Genomic DNA, 18216 nt, shown 5'->3' on the forward strand with positions numbered 1-18216 from the left:
ACCGCCCTTCATCCTCAATTCGCCGACGCCTGCGTCCGTTCAGCCTGCCGCGTTTGCGTCGCCGCGCTCACCGCGGCAAAAACGATCACGTTGACCGCCAGCGCCAGAAAACCAATATTGACGTCCTTCAACGCATCGGGCAAAAACGGCATCAGTTGGCCCACGCTCAAATGCATGCTGGTCGTCACCGCCACCACCGCGACGCCGGCGAGAATCCCGCAGAACGCGCCTTCCTTCGTGGCGCGATGATTCGGCCGCAGGCTGCAAATCACCGCCGGAAACAACTGCGTCACGAAGCTATAGCCCATCAGCAGCAATGCGACGATCGTCTCGCCGCCATGCAGCGTGAAGCCCACCGCGACGAGCGCCACCACCGGCACCAGAAAGCGCGCCAGCTTGGCGACCGCCGCATCCGACGCATTGCGGTTCACCATGCCGCGATACACGTCGTTCGCCAGCAGCGTGGAGGCCGCCGTCAGGATCATCGAGCCCGGCACCAGCGCGGTCAGCACGCCCGCCGCGCCGATCACGCCGACGAACCACGGGTCGAAGGTCTGCAACGACAGGCGGAACAACGAGAGGTCGATGTCGCCGCCCTTGAGCCCCGGCACCTTCAGCGTCGCCGCGAAGCCGACGAAGAACACGAACAGCAGAATCAACTGGTACAGCGGCAGCACGATCGCGTTGCGGCGGAAAATGCGCTCGTCCCTCGCGGTGAAGATCGAACCGAACGTGTGCGGCCACATGAAAAAGCCCAGCGCCGTGAGCAGCACGGTGGACTGGAACCAGGTCACGCTCGAACCCTTGGCGGGGAACGTGAGAAAGCCCGGACGCGCGGCGTCGATCGCATGGAACATCTCGCCGAGGCCGCCGTAATAGTGCAGCGGCAGATAGATGCCGAGGAACAGCACGATCGCCAGAATCAGCAGATCCTTCACCACCGAATTCCACGCGGAGCCGCGCACGCCCGAGACGATCACGTAGGACGTCACCACCGCGGCGCCGATCCACACGGCCGCGGTCGATGAAATCACGCCGTAGGAAGCCGTCGCGACGATGATGCCGAGCCCCTTGAGTTGCAGCACGAGGTAGGGGATCAGCGCGGCGACGCCCACCAGCGCGACGAGCGTGCCGAGCGCCGGGCTTTCATATTTGCGCGAGAAGAAATGCGGCTGCGAGACGAGCCGGTGGTTCTTCGCATAACGCCAGATCGGCGGCAGCATCCAGTAAGAGAGGATGTAGGCCAGCGTGCCGTAGGCCAGAATGTAGTAGACGGGCGCGCCCTTGCCATAAGCAAAGCCGCTGCCGCCGAGGAAGGTGAAGGTCGTGTAGATCTCACCCGCCATCAGCAGGAACACGAACGCGGTGCCGAAGCTGCGGCCGCCGACGGTCCATTGTTCGAGGCTCATGTCGTGGCCGCGCCGCGCGCGCATGCCGAGGTAAAGCGCGAACACCGTGATGGCCGCGATGATGACGAGGGCGCTCATGAGCGAACCTCCTCGCCGTCGGCGGCGATGTGGCGATTGGACGCGTCGAGGCGATAGACGATCGCCATGATGAGCGAGCTCAGCACCACCCACATGACGATCCATGCGAGCACGAAGGGCATGCCGAGCATCAGCGGCTCGACACGGTTGACAAACGGAACGCCGAGCAGAATGCCGATGAACGGCAAGGCGGCGAGTACACGAAGCAACATAGGGGGCAACTCCTCGAACCGGTCAGTACGTCTCGTTGAAAGTGCGGCTTCGCAGCGACTGTATGCCTGATGCTTTGGTTGCGTAAAGTCGATCAAAAATGCGTGTAGGCTTTCTGAAAGTTGCCGGCACACCTTTCGGCCGCGCTATGATGCTCGCCACGCAACGCAAGCATCATCCGGACCGCCCGCGCGGCTCCGGTTCGTTCAACCTAGCGCGGCGCCTTTTCATGCGCGGACAGTCGAGCCGCCCGAGCCGCCGCCCGCCACGGGTCGCATATGGTCGAAAGTCTGATCGCGGACATTCTGTTTGGCTTTACCGGGTTGATCAGCATCATCAACCCGATCGGCATTGCTTTCGTTTTCCTTGACCGCACCGCCTCGCTGACCACCGAGGAGCGCACCGCGCTCGCGAGGAAAATCGCCATCAACGTGCTGTGCGTGCTGCTGGTGGCGTTTTTCATCGGCACGCCGATCCTGCATTTCTTCGGCATTTCAATGGAGGCGCTGCGCATCGGCGGCGGCCTCGCGGTCGCGGTGGGCGGCTGGCAGATGCTCAATGCGCCCGACACGCAACCCGCGGACAAGCCGGGCGTGAAGCGCGTGGACGCGGACAATGCGATGTCGAAGGCGTTCTTCCCGTTCACCATTCCGCTCACCACAGGACCGGGCTCGATCGCCACCGCCATCGCGCTGACGGCCAACCGCACGCACAAGCTCTCGGAGTTCGTGCTCTCGGGCATCGCTTCCGTGGTGATCTCGCTGGTGGTGGCCGCCACGGTCTATCTGGTCTACAGCAAGGCGGTGGTTTTCGCCCGCTATCTCGGAGCGGAGGGAACCAAGGTCGCCATGCGTGTATCTTCGTTTCTGCTGCTGTGCATCGGCGTTCAGATCATGCTGACGGGCTTCTCCGAATTCCTGATCCCGATCGCGACCATGCAGCCGGTCAAATAGCCCGCGCGCGGCGGCAAACAAAAAAGGAGCGGACGATGACACCCCGGATAGAAGCCTTCTACGACGCCACCACGGGCACTTTCAGTTACGTCGTCTACGCGGGCGAAGGCTCGGCGTGCGCGGTGATCGACCCGGTGCTCGACTACGATCCGAAATCCGGCCGCACGTCGACGGCGGGCGCCGAACGCATCGTCGCTTTCGTCCGCGAGCATGGCTTGCGTGTCGAATGGCTGCTGGAAACCCATGCGCATGCCGATCATGTTTCAGCCGCGCCTTATCTGAAGGAGACGCTGGGCGGCAAGATCGCGATCGGCGAAAGCATCCGCATCGTGCAGGCGGCATTCAAGCGCATTTTCAATTTCGGCGACGAGATGCACGCCGACGGCCGCCAGTTCGATCATCTGTTCGCGCCCGGCGAGACCTTCGGCATCGGCCAACTGAGCGCGCAGGCGCTGCATGTGCCCGGTCATACGCCGGCGGACATGGCGTATCGGATCGGCGATACGGTGTTCGTGGGCGACACGCTGTTCATGCCGGACGGCGGCTCGGCGCGCTGCGATTTTCCGGGCGGCGATGCGCGCATCCTGTATGAATCGGTGCGGACTTTGCTGGCGCTGCCGCCACAGACGCGGCTGTGCATGTGCCACGACTACCCGCCGGACTCGCGCGGGCCGCAATGGCAGACCACCGTCGCCGAGCAGCGCCGCGACAATATTCATTTGCACGACGGCGTGACGGTCGAGGAATTCGTTGCGATGCGCACCGCCCGTGATCGCACGCTCGGCATGCCGACGCTGATTCTGCCGGCCATCCAGATCAACATTCGCGCGGGCGCGCTGCCGGAGCCCGAAGCCAACGGCGTGCGCTATCTGAAGATTCCGTTGAACGCGTTCTGACGGTTGACGCGCAGCGCTAGCGCTTCAGCAGCATCGCACTCAACACGGAGAACACCGTCGACGGCAATTCCGCGAGGCGGCTTACCACCACGTTGTGCGGATAGAAGTCCTCGACCGCATCGGTCAGCACGCCGATGCCGACCAGTTCGATGCCGCGCTTGCCGATGGCCGCGACGCGTTCGCGCAGATCGCTGCGCAACACCTGCGTGTCGCCGTCGCCGGTCGAGGGATAGCCGTCGGAAAATACCATCAGGATGCGCCGTTCGGCCGGATGATCGGCGAGGCGCGTCGCCGCCCAGGCGAGCGCCTCGCCGTCGGGATTCTCGTGGCCGCAATCGATCCGCGCGATGCCGCTCAGATCGGCCGCGCCAAAGCGCTTGTAGACCTTCAGATCGAGCCGTTCGACGAAGCGGTTATAGCGCCGCAAATCCGCGCCGGCCGCACGCTGCCGCTCGTATAGCTGCTTCATCGGCGCGGATTCGAGCGAGCAGTAGCCGAGCACCTCGCAATCGAACGACAACTGCGTGAGCGCATCGCACAGCGCCGCCGCGCACAGCCGCGCGAGTTCGATCTTGCGTCCGGCCATCGAGCCGCTGCGGTCGATCAGCAAGCTCACGGCGACGTCGCGTCCCTTGGCCGCGCGCTGCGTGCGAAACGGCGTGCGATAACCCGGCGAGGTCGCGAGCCTGGCGAGCGACGTGCGGTCGATCTCGCCGCGCTCCTGTTCGCGCCGCCAACGGGTTCGCTCGTCGGCGCTCAGCGCGCGTTCGAGTTTTTTCTTCAGCGGCGCGGTGTCCGCGCGAGCCTGCGCGCGCAGCTCGCGCCACGCCGTGCTGTCGCCCTGGCCGGTGAGGTCGGCGATGTCGTCGAATTCGGTGGCGAGCGGAATCGACAGGCGTGCGCGCGCGGCGTGCGGGACGGCGGCAGCTTCGCCTTCCGTGCGGGCCGAGGGCTGTTGCGTATCGGCCGGCGATTGGCCCATGCCCACCGCGTTGTCCGCCTGCGCGCCGCCGCTTTGATCGGACGGCGGCGAGGCCGTGTTGCCCTGATCGGGGAGCAGGGTGTCGTCGTCGTTGAACGGCGCGGACGAGGCGGCAACGGTTTCCGTCTCGATGTCTTCGAGCGGATCGGCGGTGAACGCCATGCTGTTCACGTCGCCCGCCGACAAAGCCCGTACGCGCGCCACCAACGCCTGCGCTGTCGCGATGCTCCGCGCGGTCGAACCGCTCGCGCGCGCTTCGTCCAGCAAATCTTGCGACGCATGCAGCGCCGCGATCAACGAATGGCTCGCTTCGGTCGGGCTCGGCTGTTCGTCCCACAGCGCACGCTCCACCAGCCACACGAGCCGGTCGCGCCAGTGCAGCTTCGGCCAGCGTTGCCGCGCCCGTTCGGCGGCATGCACGCGCAACTTGCCGATGAACCAGCGCGCGCCCGGATATTCGTCGAGCAATTGCGCGCACACGCGGCGGTCGTCGATCACTTGCGCAAGCGTGGCCGCGACGCCGGCCGGCAAGGCGTCGAGTTGCGCGAGCGAAGCATGCTTGGCGCGCGCCACCAGCAAGTCCAGATAACCGATCAGCACGTCGCGCTCGACGCCGCCGTTCAACTCGTAATCGGGAATCACGATGCGGCCCGGTTCGACGCGCGGGCCATCGGGACTGAACGCGACCGTCACGCCGTATTGCCCGGTGAGCACGCGCGCCACCTTGCCGAGCGTCGATTCGAACGCGAAGCCTCGCGTGTCGCGCGCCGCGTGCTTCGCGCTCGTGCGCGCCGCGTTCATTCGGCTCACCGTCACGCGGCCGGCGCGATGTGATGACGGACGATGCCGCGAATCAACGCGGCGTCCTCGGGGCTGATCTTCGCGTAGATCGCCGGGCCGGCCGCGCGCTCTGGGTCGCCGGTGCGCAGCATCAGTTCGGCCCAGTCGAGCAGGCGGCGCGTGGAGAACGCGCTCGACAGATCCTCGCGGGCAAATGCCGCGCGGCAGTCGGCGGCAATCGCGGCGAGGGTGGTGGCGAGCGGGCGGGTCATGTGCGGGGCGAGCGTGCGCATCAGCACGTCGGCTTCCTCGGCGGGCGTCAGATAGTCGAGCTGGTACACGCGCCAGCGATCGAGAAACGCCTCGTTCATCAGATTCGCGCCTTGATACAGATGACGGAACTGGCTCATCGCGCCCACCGCGTTCGCGGTGGCAAAGAGACGAAACGCCGGATGCGGCGCGACGATCTCGTTGCCTTTCTCCTTCAGCACGAGCCGGCCGTGCGGTTCGAGCACGGCGGTGAGCGCGGCGAGAATCGACGGTTCGGCAAAATCGATTTCGTCGACGATCAGCCACAGCCCTTCGCGCATCGCCGTGGGCAGCACGCCGTCGACCCACAGCGTCTCGCCGCCCTTGACCGTCCAGAAGCCGACGAAATCGCCGACCGTGGTCTGTCCGTTCATGTTCGAGCGCAACACGCCGTGACGCGAGCGCGCCGCGACCTGTTCGATCAGGCTGGTCTTGCCGGCGCCCGTGTGACCGATCAGCATCACGCGCCGGTTTTCGACGATGTCCTCGACGATGTCGTTAAAGCGCTCGGAGAACAGATAGGCCGGATTGAGGCGCGGCACGAGCGGGTTGGCGATGCCGCACGGCACGTCGATATGGCCGATACGCACGGTGTCGCGCGTGCTGTCCGTGCCTTGCGTCTCGCGACGTTTCTCCGCCAGGGCCAGCGCCGCCGCGCGCCGCAAGGCCGGCATGAAGGCGGCCCGTTCCGCCGCGCTGTCTTCGCTCGCGGCGTCGGCGGTGTCGATCGCGAAGCCTTCGCGGCGCCACTTCTTCAGCTTCGCGCGCAGGTTTTCGGCGTCGACCACCAGATCCATGTCGACCGCTCCGGCGCCGTGACCGTCGCCCACGCCATGCTCCAGCCGATAGTTTTCCGGCCGGTCGGCCACGCTCACGCGCCACCATTCCGGGCCGTTTTCGGTCGCGCGTTGATAAAGGCCAAGGTTTTCGTCTTCGGTCAGTTCGGGCGCGTTCATGGCGAAGTTAAAGGTTTGATAAGCAATGGAGAATCCGGATTCGGCTCGGGCCGAATGAGCGGCTATCTTAGCCGGCGCAGCTTTCGTTTCGCATCGAGGTCGCGGCGCCAATTTCATTGCCGCCGTGAAAGTCGAGTACGCCGTCCGCAAAAGTTTATTGCGTAAAAGGGCTAGTCCGTCCGGCGTGTATCACCTATAGTTCCGCGACCAACTGTGTAGTTTTACAACATCGTCATCGCGAGCCGGTGCGAATCACGCGTGGAACCGGCTTCGTCCGGTGTGCGCGGCAAGTCAATGCGCATGCCGTTGAACCGCCCGCGCGAAGCGCCGAAACGCCAATCCGGCAGATGTTCTGCAGCCCTCGCAGCATTGAAATCGCAGCATGGCGCGTCGAGTAGTTTTTATTCACGCCGCCGCCCGCATCGCCCCTACATTGCGACAGAAAACTCACTCAGGATGATGAGACTACCAACGAAATTAATCACTGCCGTCGCGTTGGCGAGTCCGCTGGCCGCATCGCTCGCTCACGGTCAAACGAGCGTGAGCTTATATGGCCGTCTCGACGGCGGCGTCGAATATCTGAATCACATCAATAATGGTTCGGGCGGCAGTGCGAGCCGATGGAGCGCGGAAGGCGGCGATTGGGGCACCAGTATGCTGGGTCTCAAAGGCACGGAAGATCTCGGCGGCGGATTGAACGCGATCTTCAATCTGGAAACGGGCTTGCAGGTCATGAACGGCACCACCAGCGGCGGGCGGCTATGGTCGCGGCGCGCCTTCGCGGGCCTGAGCAGCAAGCAGTGGGGCACGTTGCAGGCCGGGCGCAACCTCTTCATCGACAGCGACGGCGTATGGGAATTCGACCCGTTCGTGCAGCAGGCGTTTTCATCGGCCTCGCTCGTGCGCGGGCGCAACTGGCAGCAAACCAGCAATAACGTCGAGTATCACAGCCCGGTGTTCCGGGGCTTCGACGTGCAGGCGCAATACGCGTTCGGCAATCAGCCGGGCGCGTTCAACAGCGGCGCCAGCGGCGAGTTCGGCCGCTCGGACGGCATCATGCTGACGTATCACTCGCCGCTCTTCGACGTGCGCGGCATCTACGACGAACTGCGCGACAGCAATGGCCGCTTCAGCAACATCTTTCAGAGCTCGCGCGAATATTTCGTGGGCGCGAACGTGCATGTCGACGCGGTGAAGATTCAGGGCGCCTATACGCATTACTCGGCGCCCGACTCGCCGGCGGGCGTGGCCGACAGCGCCGATCACTACTGGCTCGGCGCGACCTACAACGTCCAGCCGCGCTGGGCGGTGACGGCGGGCGGCTACTACGTGAAGGTCGGCGACGGCGGCGGCGATGCCGCGCACGACCCCTCCGGCCACGCGATGATGTACGTGCTCGGCACCACCTACAACCTGTCGAAGCGCACCTTCCTGTACGGCACGGTGGGCTATGTGCGCAACAGCGGCAACGCGAATTTTTCGCTCGAGGCGTCGCCGCGCGACGCGGCGAACAATACCAGCCCGCTCGTTGGCGAATCGCAAACCGGCGCGTATGTCGGGATGCTGCATCAGTTCTGAAGCGCTTCTCGCGGCGTCAGCCGCGACCTCCGCGGTAAGCCGGGCAACACCGCATTGCCCGCTATCAGCATTGAAAAAACGCATTGAAAAACACGCTTCGAAAAACACATTGAAAACGCCTCACAAAAACGCCTCACAAGGGATAACCAACAATTGACTCCACACGACTCTCACGGAGCGTCCCACCCGGACGCTTCCCTCGGGGCCGACGCCGCGCGCGGTGAGCCGTCGGCGATGACGCGCCGTCGCTGGCTCCAGGGCGCGCTGGCCATCACGGCGGCGGGCCTCACCGGCTCCCTCACACTCAAGGCGCTCGCCGACGATTCGTCCGCCGCCCCCCTCGACGCCTTCATGACCCTGTCGCAAGCGCTGAGCGCGAAGTCCGGTCTCGATCGCGAGGTCGGCACGCGCCTTCTCGCCGCGTTGCAAAAGTCCACGCCGGATCTCGCGCGGCAATTGCCGAAGCTGGCGGGCGCGCTGGCCTCGAACTCCGCCGACGCGGCCCAGCAAGCGCTCGCGCTGAAGATCATGGAAGCGTGGTATCTCGGCACGGTCGACAACGTCGTGATCACCTACGAGCAGGCGCTGATGTTCGAGGTGGTCTCCGACACGCTGATCATCCGTTCCTACTGCCCCAACAAGCCCGGTTTCTGGGCGGCTAAACCGATCGAAAGGCAAGCTTGAGCATGGCCGATAAAGCACAACAAACCAGCCAGGCCGATGTCGTCGTCGTGGGCTCCGGCGTGGCGGGCGCGATCGTCGCGCATCAAATGGCGCTCGCGGGCAAGTCCGTGATCCTGCTCGAAGCCGGGCCGCGCATGCCGCGCTGGGAAATCGTCGAGCGCTTTCGCAATCAGACCGACAAGATGGATTTCATGGCGCCGTATCCGTCGAGCCAATGGGCGCCGCATCCCGAGTACGGTCCGCCCAACGACTACCTGATCCTCAAGGGCGAGCACAAATTCAACTCGCAGTACATTCGCGCGGTGGGCGGCACGACGTGGCACTGGGCCGCGTCCGCATGGCGCTTCATGCCGAACGACTTCAGGATGAAGACCGTGTACGGCGTGGGCCGCGACTGGCCGATGCAATACGAGGAACTGGAGCCGTACTACCAGCGCGCCGAAGAGGAACTCGGCGTATGGGGCCCGACAGACGAGGAACTCGGCTCGCCGCGCAGCCAGCCGTATCCGATGGCGCCGCTGCCGCTCTCGTACAACGAGCAGACCATCAAGAGCAAGCTCAACGCATTCGACTCGCGGTATCACGTCGTGACCGAGCCGGTCGCGCGCAACAGCCGTCCGTACGACGGCCGCCCGACCTGCTGCGGCAACAACAACTGCATGCCGATCTGCCCGATCGGCGCGATGTACAACGGCATCGTGCATGTGGAAAAGGCCGAGCAGGCCGGCGCGAGGCTGATCGACAACGCGGTGGTGTACAAGCTCGAAGTCGGCGCGGACAAGCGCATCGCCGCGGCGTTGTACAAGGACCCGCAAGGCAACGAGCATCGCGTGGAGGGCAAGTATTTCGTGCTCGCCGCGAACGGCATCGAGACGCCGAAGATCATGCTGATGTCCACCAGCCACGATTTTCCGAACGGCGTGGGCAACAGTTCCGACATGGTGGGCCGTAATCTGATGGACCACCCCGGCACCGGCGTCACGTTCTACGCGGACGAAAAGCTGTGGCCGGGCCGCGGCCCGCAGGAAATGACCTCACTGATCGGCTTTCGCGACGGCGCGTTTCGCGCCACCGAAGCCGCCAAGAAAATCCACCTGTCGAACCTGTCGCGCGTCGATCAGGAAACGCGCAACATTTTCAAGCAAGGCAAGCTGATCAAGCCGGCCGAACTCGACGCCCGGATTCGCGACCGCTCGGCGCGTTTCGTCGAATTCGACTGCTTCCACGAAATCCTGCCCGCGCCGGAAAACCGCATCGTGCCGAGCAGGACCGAGACGGATGCGATCGGCATCCCGCGCCCGGAGATCACCTATCGCATCGACGATTACGTGAAGCGCGGCGCGGCGCATACGAAGGAGGTCTACGCCAACGCGGCGAAGGTGCTGGGCGGCACGGACATCGAGTACCAGGACGATTTCGCGCCGAACAACCACATCACGGGCGCGACGATCATGGGCAGTGATCCGCGCGATTCGGTGGTCGACAAGCATTGCCGCACCTTCGACCACCCGAACCTGTTCATCTCCAGCAGCGCGACGATGCCGACGGTGGGCACCGTCAACGTGACGCTGACCATTGCCGCCCTGGCGCTTCGCATGGCCGACCAGTTGAAGAAGGAAGTTTGAACGTGCTGAAAAAAACCTTTTTCTGGCTGCTGGCCGGCGCTCTGGCTCTGCCCGCATTCGCGCATGCCGATACGTCGGCCAACGCGGTAAACAGCAACGACACGGCGCTGATCAAGCGCGGCGAGTACCTCGCGACGGCCGGCGATTGCATGGCCTGCCACAGCACGGCGAAGGGCAAGCCGTTCGCCGGCGGCCTGCCGCTCAAGGTGCCGATGCTCGGCACGGTCTATTCGAGCAACATCACGCCCGATCCGCAAACGGGCATCGGCACATGGACGCTCGCTGATTTCGACCGCGCGCTGCGCCGTGGCGTCTCGAAGGACGGCCACAATCTGTATCCGGCCATGCCCTACGTGTCCTACGCAAAGGTCAGCGACGACGACGTGAAGGCGCTCTACGCGTACTTCCGCTACGGCGTCGCGCCGGTGAACGCGGCCACGCGCGCGAGCGACATTCCGTGGCCGCTCAACATGCGCTGGCCGCTGACGGTATGGAACTGGCTGTTCCTGAAGAGCGGCCCCTACGAAGCCAGGCCGAACCGGAGCGCCGAATGGAATCGCGGCGCGTATCTCGTGCAAGGTCTCGCGCATTGCAGCACCTGTCACACGCCGCGCGGCTTCGGCATGCAGGAGAAGGCGCTCGACGAGACCGGCGGCGGCTTCCTCGGCGGTTCGGTGCTGGCGGGATGGGACGGCTACAACATCACTTCCTCGGCTGACAGCGGCATCGGCGCGTGGACTCATGCGCAGCTCGTGCAGTATCTGCAAACCGGCAGCGTGCCGGGTCTCGCGCAGGCCGCCGGGCCGATGGGCGAAGCTGTGGAGCACAGCTTCTCGAAGATGACCGGCGCCGACATCGACGCGATCGCAACCTACGTGCGCACGGTGCCGGCGGTGAGCGACGGCGGCACGCGCTCGCGCAGCGCGTGGGGCAAACCGTCGACGGACGTCGCGCGTTTGCGCGGTGTCGCGTCGAGCGACGGTACGCTCGACCCGGCGCGCCTGTACCTCGGCAATTGCGCGACCTGCCACCAGGCGCACGGCAAGGGCACACCGGACGGCTACTATCCGCCGCTATTGCATAACTCGACGGTGGGCGCATCCAACCCGGTCAATCTCGTGCAGGTGATTTTGCACGGCGTGCAGCGCAAGACCGCGGACAGCGATGTCGGCATGCCGGCCTTCGGGACGCAGTTGAACGATGCGCAGATCGCCGCGCTCACCAACTACGTGACGACGCAGTTCGGTAATCCGTCGACGACGCGAGTGAGCGAGAAGGACGTCGCGAAGCTGCGTTGAGATTGAAGTTGAAGTTGAAGCGAGCGTGAATCGGTCGATATCGATTCACGATGTGTGCGGCATTTGAAAGGCGCGCCGGTTCGATCCGGCGCGCCTTTTCTATTGCCGATCGGCGAGCCCGCATGAAGTGCGGCTTCGCAAGTTGCGAGCGCGCCGCAATCGGCCGGCTCCGGCCGGGCTCGCGCGCATGGGCGGCGGCTTGACGGGTGGATCGCCTTCGGGCGGATCGTGCGAGGGATCATCCTCGGGCGTGGGCGGCGGATCGGGATCGATGTTCGGCGGCGGCGGCGTTTCGGGATCGATTTCCGGCGGCGTCGGTACATGCAATCGCAGCCTCCGCATCGAGCGCGTGCTGGGCAACTTCATGGTCTACCTCCGTGACGTGCGGTCGGGCTCGCGTTGACGTCCGGTGCCGGGGACCGGACTCGAACCGGCAACACGAGCCAGGCGGATTCGATGTCCGCACTCTGTCTCGCAACCCTCGTGCCATAGCGGCTATAGCGCGATCGCCACGCTAGATAAGGCATCGGCTCGCTAAGGCATCGGCTCGCATCGCGTGGAACACGTGTTGCTGGAAACCCCATACGCGGTGCGGCTCGCCTATTCGTCCGAACCGTTCGCACGAACCGCGCCGCCCACGATAACGTGACGCGCCGAAGGTGCAGGGATAAGGGAAATCACACATGGCGCGACATAAGGCCGACGTTGCCGACGACGATTTCGAGATCTACGCGAGCTATCACGGAACCGGCGACGGCCGCTACGTGGGCGGACTAAAGGTCGTCAGGAAAGCGGACCGGAAGGTGCTGTTTCCGTTCGACGGCGCGCCGGAGATCGGCCCGTATGCGACCGCCGACGAGGCGCGCCGCGCCGCGATCGACTACGGTCGCGAGATCGTGGCCGCGGATCGCGCGGCTCCTGAGAAGTGATACGTTGCGCGCCGCGTCGAAGCGCGGCCCCGCTGGCCGCCGTTCAAACCGGCATTCAAGGCATCCCGCCGAGCGACGGCGAGATGGTGCTGTCGCGGCCGGGATCGTCAGGACGCTCGCCCGGCGGCGTGGGCCGCACCGACACAGGCGGATGGCTCTTATAGCAGTTGTCGATCGAAGTATCGGCGAGGCAGCGCTGGAACGCGTCGGCGTCGCTCTTCTGCGTGAACGTGTACACCGTTCGTTCGACTTGCACCTCGTTATCGGACACGCGAATCGTCATGATGCTCATGAGGATCTCCTTTTTACAAAAAACGACTACGGACCTCCCTCGTTTTATGCCGCAACGGCCGTGCCAGGTCGCCGCGTTAACGCTGCACGGCACGCATCGCGGAGAGGGACCGGATGTTGCTGCACTGCCAATGGAGCCGATTCGAGGAGGGCGAGATGCGCGATACGCACGATATGCACGATACGCACGACAGCAAATCCGGCCAGAGCCGCAATGCACCCGGCGCGGCATCCGATGCGAAGCCGCGCGCGAAGCCGAGCGGCACGCAGTACGTCGAGCCGAGTCCGCTAGGCATCGAGCCGGTCGAGCAAACGGACGTGGCGAAGCAGACCAATCCGCGGCGTTCGAGCGAGCGTCCGAAGCAAACCGCGGAGGTGCCGCTTGGCACCGGCGAGCATGCGGAACCGCCGGGCGGCGGCGGACACGCGTCGCACCGCAAGAGCTGACACGCCGGCGCGGCGCGCCGTCGCATGCAGGCAAACACCACATGGAGAAACTGATGCAACAGGACAACGAGCCGCTCAATCCCGGCGACGAAGCACCGCCTGACGCGCCCGGCGTGGGCGAGGACATCTGCCGCGCCTGTCACGGCACCGGCAAGGTGGAAGGGGAGCAATGCACCGTATGCGGCGGCACGGGGAAAGTGCTGCAAGGCATCGGCGGCGGCTGAGGGCGCAGTGACGCGCGGACCGCGCCGGTTGATGTGACCGGTTTGCAGCCCGGTTTGCAAATCGGTTTGCAAATTTCACTGGCGCGGCAATGCAATCGTGCAGTCCAGCGGCGCGTGAACTCGCAGGTGTTCGCGCGTCGCGCGTTCGCGCGCGGTCAGGCCTGCTTTATGCGGCGCGGCAACGGTTGCGCGCTCGCACACCGCGTGATGCGAATCGCGCAAGCGCACGAGGACGCACGGCCGCAAGTCGCAACGCGCGGAAGCTCATGGCGCAATGCGCCACGAGGTCCGTAAGCTTGCGATCCGCGGAAGCGCGCGGCGCGCAAGCGCCATCGCGCGTAGCCGAACTCGACGCGTAGACCGAACTCGACCCGGACTCCCAGCCGACCCCCGAGAGCCAGCGCGCCACCGCATCAGCACGCACAGGAGCTAACCATGTTCAACGATTCGAAGCACGGCTTCGACGCGGTCAAAACCGAGTACGAAGCCTTCATGCTGGAACCGCACGACTGGGTGCCGAACAACCGCAAGCTGCCGGTCGTGATTTATCGCCACGCGCTGTCGCCGCACACCGGCGATCTCGCCGCGGCCTTCGAGATCCTCTTCGAGCGCAACGAATGGCCGCCGCAATGGCGCGACCGCATTTTTGACTACCACCATTTCCACGCGACGGCGCACGAGGTGCTCGGCGTCGCCGACGGCTCGGCGGAAGTCATCGTGGGCGGACCAGGCGGCAGGCTGGTGACGATCGCCGCGGGCGACGCGCTGTTGCTGCCCGCCGGCACCGGCCATTGCATGCAATCGTTCGAGCGCCAGTTCAAGGTGGTGGGCGGCTATCCGCGCGGCCAGCAGTGGGACATTCGCCGCGAAGCGCTCACACCCGACGAACAGGCGGTCATGGACGCCTTGCCGTTCCCCGCGATGGACCCGGTCGACGGCAAGCATGGCCCGCTGCTCGAACACTGGCTGCACGCGGCTTGATGCGGGCGGAAATCGCCTGGCGCGTAAGTGAAGGACAGGTGAAGGGAGAAGTGAAGGCGCGGGACATCGCGCAGGCCGAGACAATGCCGAACGCGGATCGCAGCGACCGCCCCAGGCCGCGAGCCGTCTGAAAGACCCGGCGCCGATCATCGAACGAACGCGGTGCCGCATGTCACGCATGCTGCGCATTTCGGCGTATCGGCGCATCATCGGCGCATCACACCCGCATCTACACCGCGCATCACACCCGTAAGCCGGCCGCGGCGCCTCGCGCGTGCTTCCACGAACACGCCGCGCCGAACGCACCGACGCCGCGCATGCCGGCCAGGTTCTCAATCGCCGAACAAGGAGTGTCCTCATGCAAAACGATCCCGCCCTCGATCAGTTGTGCATCAACACGATCCGCACGCTATCGATGGACGCCGTGCAAAAGGCCAATTCCGGCCACCCCGGCACGCCGATGGCGCTCGCCCCGGTTGCCTATCATCTGTGGCAGCACCATTTGCGTTATGACCCGGACGAGCCGCTGTGGCCGAACCGCGACCGCTTCGTGCTGTCGGTGGGGCATGCGTCGATGCTGCTGTATTCGCTGCTGCATCTGGCCAACGTCAAGGCCGTGGACGAGCACGGCAAGCCGACCGGCTCGCCCGCCGTCTCGCTCGACGACATCGAGCGCTTTCGCCAGATCGACAGCAGGACGCCCGGCCACCCCGAATACCGGATGACCACCGGCGTCGAAACCACGACGGGACCGCTCGGCCAGGGGCTCGGCAACAGCGTCGGCATGGCGATGGCGGGGCGCTGGTACGAGAACCGTTTCAACAAGCCCGATGCGCCGCTGTTCGATTACCGCGTCTATGCACTGTGCGGCGACGGCGACATGATGGAAGGCATCTCGCACGAAGCCGCGTCGCTGGCCGGTCATCTGAAGCTGTCGAACCTGATCTGGATCTACGACAGCAATCGCGTGACCATCGAAGGCCACACCGATCTCGCCTACAGCGACGACGTGGAGAGCCGGTTTCGCGGCTACCAGTGGCACACGCTGCATGTGAACGACGCGAACGACGCCGCCGCGTTCGAAGCCGCGCTGGTGGAGGCGAAAAGCGTCACGGACAGGCCGACGCTGATCGTGGTCAACAGCATCATCGGCTGGGGCGCGCCCAACAAGCAGGACACCGCGGCCGCGCACGGCGAGGCGCTCGGCGTGGACGAAGTGGCGCTCGCCAAGAAGTTCTACGGCTGGCCCGAGGACAAATTCTTCTACGTGCCGGATGGCGTGCACGAACGTTTCGCGCAAGGCATCGGCGCGCGCGGCAAGGCGGCGCGCGAGCAATGGCAGGCGCGATACGACGCGTATGGCAAACAGTATCCCGAGCTGTCGCGCGAATTCGCGCAGATGCAGGCGCACGAGTTGCCCGAAGGCTGGGACAGCGGCATTCCCACCTTCGACGCCGACGCTAAGGGCGTCGCGTCGCGCGAATCGTCGGGCAAGGTGCTGAACGCGATTGCCGCGCGCGTGCCGTGGATGATCGGCGGCGCGGCCGACCTCGCGCCGTCGACCAAGACCAATCTGAAGTTCGAGGGCGCAGGCAGTTTCGAGCATGACAACTATGGCGGGCGCAATCTGCACTTCGGCATTCGCGAACATGCGATGGGCGCGGTGGTGAACGGTCTCGCGTTGTCGAATCTGCGGCCGTTCGGTTCGACCTTCCTGATTTTCAGCGACTACATGAAGCCGCCGATCCGCCTCTCGGCGATCATGGAAGTGCCGTCGATCTACGTGTTCACGCACGATTCGATCGGCGTCGGCGAGGACGGTCCGACGCATCAGCCGATCGAGCAGCTCGCGTCGCTGCGCGGCGTGCCGGGGCTGACCGTGCTGCGTCCCGGCGACGCCAACGAAGTAGCCGAAGCCTGGCGCGTGGCGCTGTCGAATCCGCGGCGGCCGTCATGCATCGTCGTGTCGCGCCAGCCGTTGCCGACGCTCGACCGCGGCCGCTATGCATCCGCCGAGGGGGTCAAGAAGGGCGCGTACGTACTCGCCGATGCACCCGGCGGTGAGAAGCCGCAGGTCGTGTTGCTGGCCACGGGCAGCGAACTTTCGCTATGCGTCGACGTGTACGAGAAGCTCAGGAGTGAAGGCATCGCGGCGCGCGTGGTGTCGATGCCGTCGTGGGATATTTTCGAGCGTCAGGACGCGGCGTATCAGGACTCGGTATTGCCGCCCGACCTCGACGCGCGCGTGGCCGTCGAGCAGGCCGCGACGCTCGGCTGGGACCGCTACGTCGGGCGGCTCGGCGCGCAGGTGGTGATGCATACGTTCGGCGCTTCCGCGCCGCTTGCCGATCTGAAGAAGAAATTCGGCTTCACGCCGGAGCGCATCTACGAGGCCGCGAAGCAGCAGATCGCGCGCGTGCAGTCGAAGCGCAGCCAGGAGTAGGGGCGATAGCGTGGTGCGATGCGTGCGCTCGCGCGAGACCGCAAGACCGTAAGCCCGCTGCAAGGAACGGGGTTTGCGCGGTCCGTGAGATGAACCACGGGCCGCGCAAGCGCCGCGACACGCACACGCACACGCACACGCACCACCGCGTCATGCGACGACCCGCCTTGCAAGGAGCCACTCATGAGCCAGATGCGTGCCTATCGTATTCACCGCTTCGGCGGTCCCGAAGTGTTCATCGCCGAAGCGATCGACGTGCCCGAGCCGGGCGCGAATGAAGTGCTGGTGCGCGTGCGCGCGGCCAGCGTCAATCCGGTCGACATCAAGACGCGCGAGGGCCAGTACCCGGCGATTCGCGAAGACAAACTGCCCTATACGCTCGGCCGCGATTTCGCCGGCGTGGTCGCGCGCGCGGGCGCGAATGTGAAGGACTGGCGTGAGGGCGACGAAGTCTATGGTTTCGTCGGCCAAGGGCAGGGCGCGTATGCGCAGTTCGTCAAGGTGGATCGAGGCGCGCTCGCGCGCCGTCCGTCAACGATCGATTTCGTCACCGCGGGCGCCGTGCCGCTCGCCGCGCTCACCGCGTGGCAAGGTCTGTTCGATCACGGCTGTCTCGAAGCCGGCGAGCGCGTGCTGATTCATGCGGGCTCGGGCGGCGTCGGCCACTTCGCCGTGCAGTTCGCCAAGGTCAAGGGCGCGGAAGTGTTCGCCACGGCTTCCGGCGACGGCGTCGAATTCGTGCGCGCACTCGGCGCGGATCACGTGATCGACTATCGCGCGCAGCGTTTCGAGGACGCCGCGCGCGACGTCGACCTGGTGTTCGATCTGATCGGCGGCGAGACGCAGCGCCGCTCGTGGACGGTGCTCAAGAACGGCGGCGCGCTGATCTCGACGCTCACGGAACCCTCGCAAACCGAGGCCGCCGATCGCGGCGCGCGCGCCGAGCGCTACACCGCGCAGCCGAACGGCAGACAGCTCGCCGAAATCGGCGCGTTGATCGACAAGGGGCGTGTGCAGGTGAAAACGGCCGGCACGTTCCCGTTCGACGCGGCGGCCGAAGCGCTTGCGCGGCTCGAAAAGGGCCACGTGCGCGGCAAGCTCGTCATCGACGTGTCGGGCGCTTGAATGGGGCGGTGAGGCGAT

18 protein-coding genes are annotated in these 18216 nt (G+C 65.4%); 12 read left to right on the plus strand and 6 right to left on the minus strand.

All coding sequences use genetic code 11. From position 1 onward, the window contains the following. Positions 1-14: 14 nt before the first annotated feature. Both ACTJLC_RS12380 and ACTJLC_RS12385 read right to left on the minus strand, forming a co-directional pair. Positions 15-1487, minus strand: coding sequence for a sodium:solute symporter family protein (locus tag ACTJLC_RS12380; protein WP_073428448.1), 1473 nt, complete (start codon positions 1485-1487; stop codon positions 15-17). Continuing rightward, positions 1484-1699, minus strand: a complete 216-nt coding sequence (locus ACTJLC_RS12385) for a DUF3311 domain-containing protein (RefSeq protein ID WP_073428447.1) — start codon at positions 1697-1699, stop codon at positions 1484-1486. The genes ACTJLC_RS12380 and ACTJLC_RS12385 overlap by 4 nt, the downstream gene beginning before the upstream one ends. Positions 1700-1975: 276 nt before the next feature. Between ACTJLC_RS12385 and ACTJLC_RS12390 the strand changes: the two genes are divergently transcribed. Continuing rightward, positions 1976-2650, plus strand: coding sequence for a MarC family protein (locus ACTJLC_RS12390; protein ID WP_073428446.1), 675 nt, complete (start codon positions 1976-1978; stop codon positions 2648-2650). 35 nt (positions 2651-2685) lie between these two features. Beyond that, the gene (locus ACTJLC_RS12395; protein WP_073428445.1) at positions 2686-3546 is read left to right on the plus strand and encodes an MBL fold metallo-hydrolase; all 861 of its coding nucleotides are present in this window, start codon (positions 2686-2688) and stop codon (positions 3544-3546) included. Positions 3547-3562: 16 nt separating this feature from the next. Here ACTJLC_RS12395 and ACTJLC_RS12400 read toward each other — a convergent pair whose 3' ends face one another. Continuing rightward, positions 3563-5329: a cobaltochelatase CobT-related protein gene (locus tag ACTJLC_RS12400; RefSeq protein WP_073428444.1), complete on the minus strand. Its 1767-nt coding sequence runs from the start codon at positions 5327-5329 to the stop codon at positions 3563-3565. Positions 5330-5340: 11 nt separating this feature from the next. Continuing rightward, positions 5341-6573, minus strand: coding sequence for an AAA family ATPase (locus tag ACTJLC_RS12405; RefSeq protein ID WP_073428443.1), 1233 nt, complete (start codon positions 6571-6573; stop codon positions 5341-5343). 459 nt (positions 6574-7032) lie between these two features. Here ACTJLC_RS12405 and ACTJLC_RS12410 point away from each other — a divergent pair, with 459 nt between their 5' ends. The 4 genes from ACTJLC_RS12410 (at position 7033) to ACTJLC_RS12425 (ending at position 11758) form a co-directional block, all read left to right on the plus strand. Then, on the plus strand, positions 7033-8151 hold the full coding sequence (locus ACTJLC_RS12410) for a porin (protein WP_073428495.1): 1119 nt from the start codon (positions 7033-7035) through the stop codon (positions 8149-8151). 234 nt (positions 8152-8385) lie between these two features. Beyond that, entirely contained in the window at positions 8386-8835 is a 450-nt protein-coding gene (locus ACTJLC_RS12415) for a sugar dehydrogenase complex small subunit (RefSeq protein ID WP_083082424.1), read from the plus strand. Positions 8836-8837: 2 nt separating this feature from the next. Beyond that, positions 8838-10460 (plus strand): GMC family oxidoreductase, encoded by a 1623-nt coding sequence (locus tag ACTJLC_RS12420; RefSeq protein WP_073428441.1) that lies wholly within the window; start codon positions 8838-8840, stop codon positions 10458-10460. A 2-nt stretch (positions 10461-10462) separates the two neighbouring features. Next, positions 10463-11758, plus strand: a complete 1296-nt coding sequence (locus tag ACTJLC_RS12425; RefSeq protein ID WP_310134272.1) for a cytochrome c — start codon at positions 10463-10465, stop codon at positions 11756-11758. A 99-nt stretch (positions 11759-11857) separates the two neighbouring features. Here ACTJLC_RS12425 and ACTJLC_RS12430 read toward each other — a convergent pair whose 3' ends face one another. After that, the gene (locus tag ACTJLC_RS12430) at positions 11858-12124 is read right to left on the minus strand and encodes a hypothetical protein (protein WP_073428440.1); all 267 of its coding nucleotides are present in this window, start codon (positions 12122-12124) and stop codon (positions 11858-11860) included. A gap of 317 nt (positions 12125-12441) precedes the next feature. On the opposite strand from ACTJLC_RS12430, the gene ACTJLC_RS12435 reads away from it, so the two are divergent. Continuing rightward, positions 12442-12687 carry a DUF6723 family protein gene (locus ACTJLC_RS12435; protein WP_073428439.1) on the plus strand — a complete coding sequence of 82 codons (246 nt, stop codon included), beginning with the start codon at positions 12442-12444 and terminating at the stop codon, positions 12685-12687. 55 nt (positions 12688-12742) lie between these two features. On the opposite strand, the gene ACTJLC_RS12440 is transcribed toward ACTJLC_RS12435, so the two are convergent. Next, positions 12743-12979 carry a hypothetical protein gene (locus ACTJLC_RS12440; RefSeq protein ID WP_073428438.1) on the minus strand — a complete coding sequence of 79 codons (237 nt, stop codon included), beginning with the start codon at positions 12977-12979 and terminating at the stop codon, positions 12743-12745. A 173-nt stretch (positions 12980-13152) separates the two neighbouring features. Here ACTJLC_RS12440 and ACTJLC_RS12445 point away from each other — a divergent pair, with 173 nt between their 5' ends. From ACTJLC_RS12445 to ACTJLC_RS12465, 5 genes are all read left to right on the plus strand, one after another. After that, positions 13153-13425 (plus strand): hypothetical protein, encoded by a 273-nt coding sequence (locus ACTJLC_RS12445; RefSeq protein WP_073428493.1) that lies wholly within the window; start codon positions 13153-13155, stop codon positions 13423-13425. Between the two features lie 53 nt (positions 13426-13478). Then, the gene (locus ACTJLC_RS12450) at positions 13479-13649 is read left to right on the plus strand and encodes a hypothetical protein (protein ID WP_167363277.1); all 171 of its coding nucleotides are present in this window, start codon (positions 13479-13481) and stop codon (positions 13647-13649) included. Between the two features lie 435 nt (positions 13650-14084). Continuing rightward, entirely contained in the window at positions 14085-14630 is a 546-nt protein-coding gene (locus ACTJLC_RS12455) for a cupin (RefSeq protein ID WP_073428435.1), read from the plus strand. A 358-nt stretch (positions 14631-14988) separates the two neighbouring features. Then, positions 14989-17073: a transketolase gene (gene tkt, locus ACTJLC_RS12460; RefSeq protein WP_073428434.1), complete on the plus strand. Its 2085-nt coding sequence runs from the start codon at positions 14989-14991 to the stop codon at positions 17071-17073. 183 nt (positions 17074-17256) lie between these two features. Then, complete coding sequence (locus ACTJLC_RS12465; RefSeq protein WP_073428433.1) at positions 17257-18198, plus strand: NADP-dependent oxidoreductase; 942 nt, start codon at positions 17257-17259, stop codon at positions 18196-18198. The last annotated feature ends 18 nt before the right edge of the window (positions 18199-18216 follow it).

Source organism: Paraburkholderia sp. 22099, assembly GCF_052045835.1.
GTDB lineage: Bacteria > Pseudomonadota > Gammaproteobacteria > Burkholderiales > Burkholderiaceae > Paraburkholderia > Paraburkholderia terricola.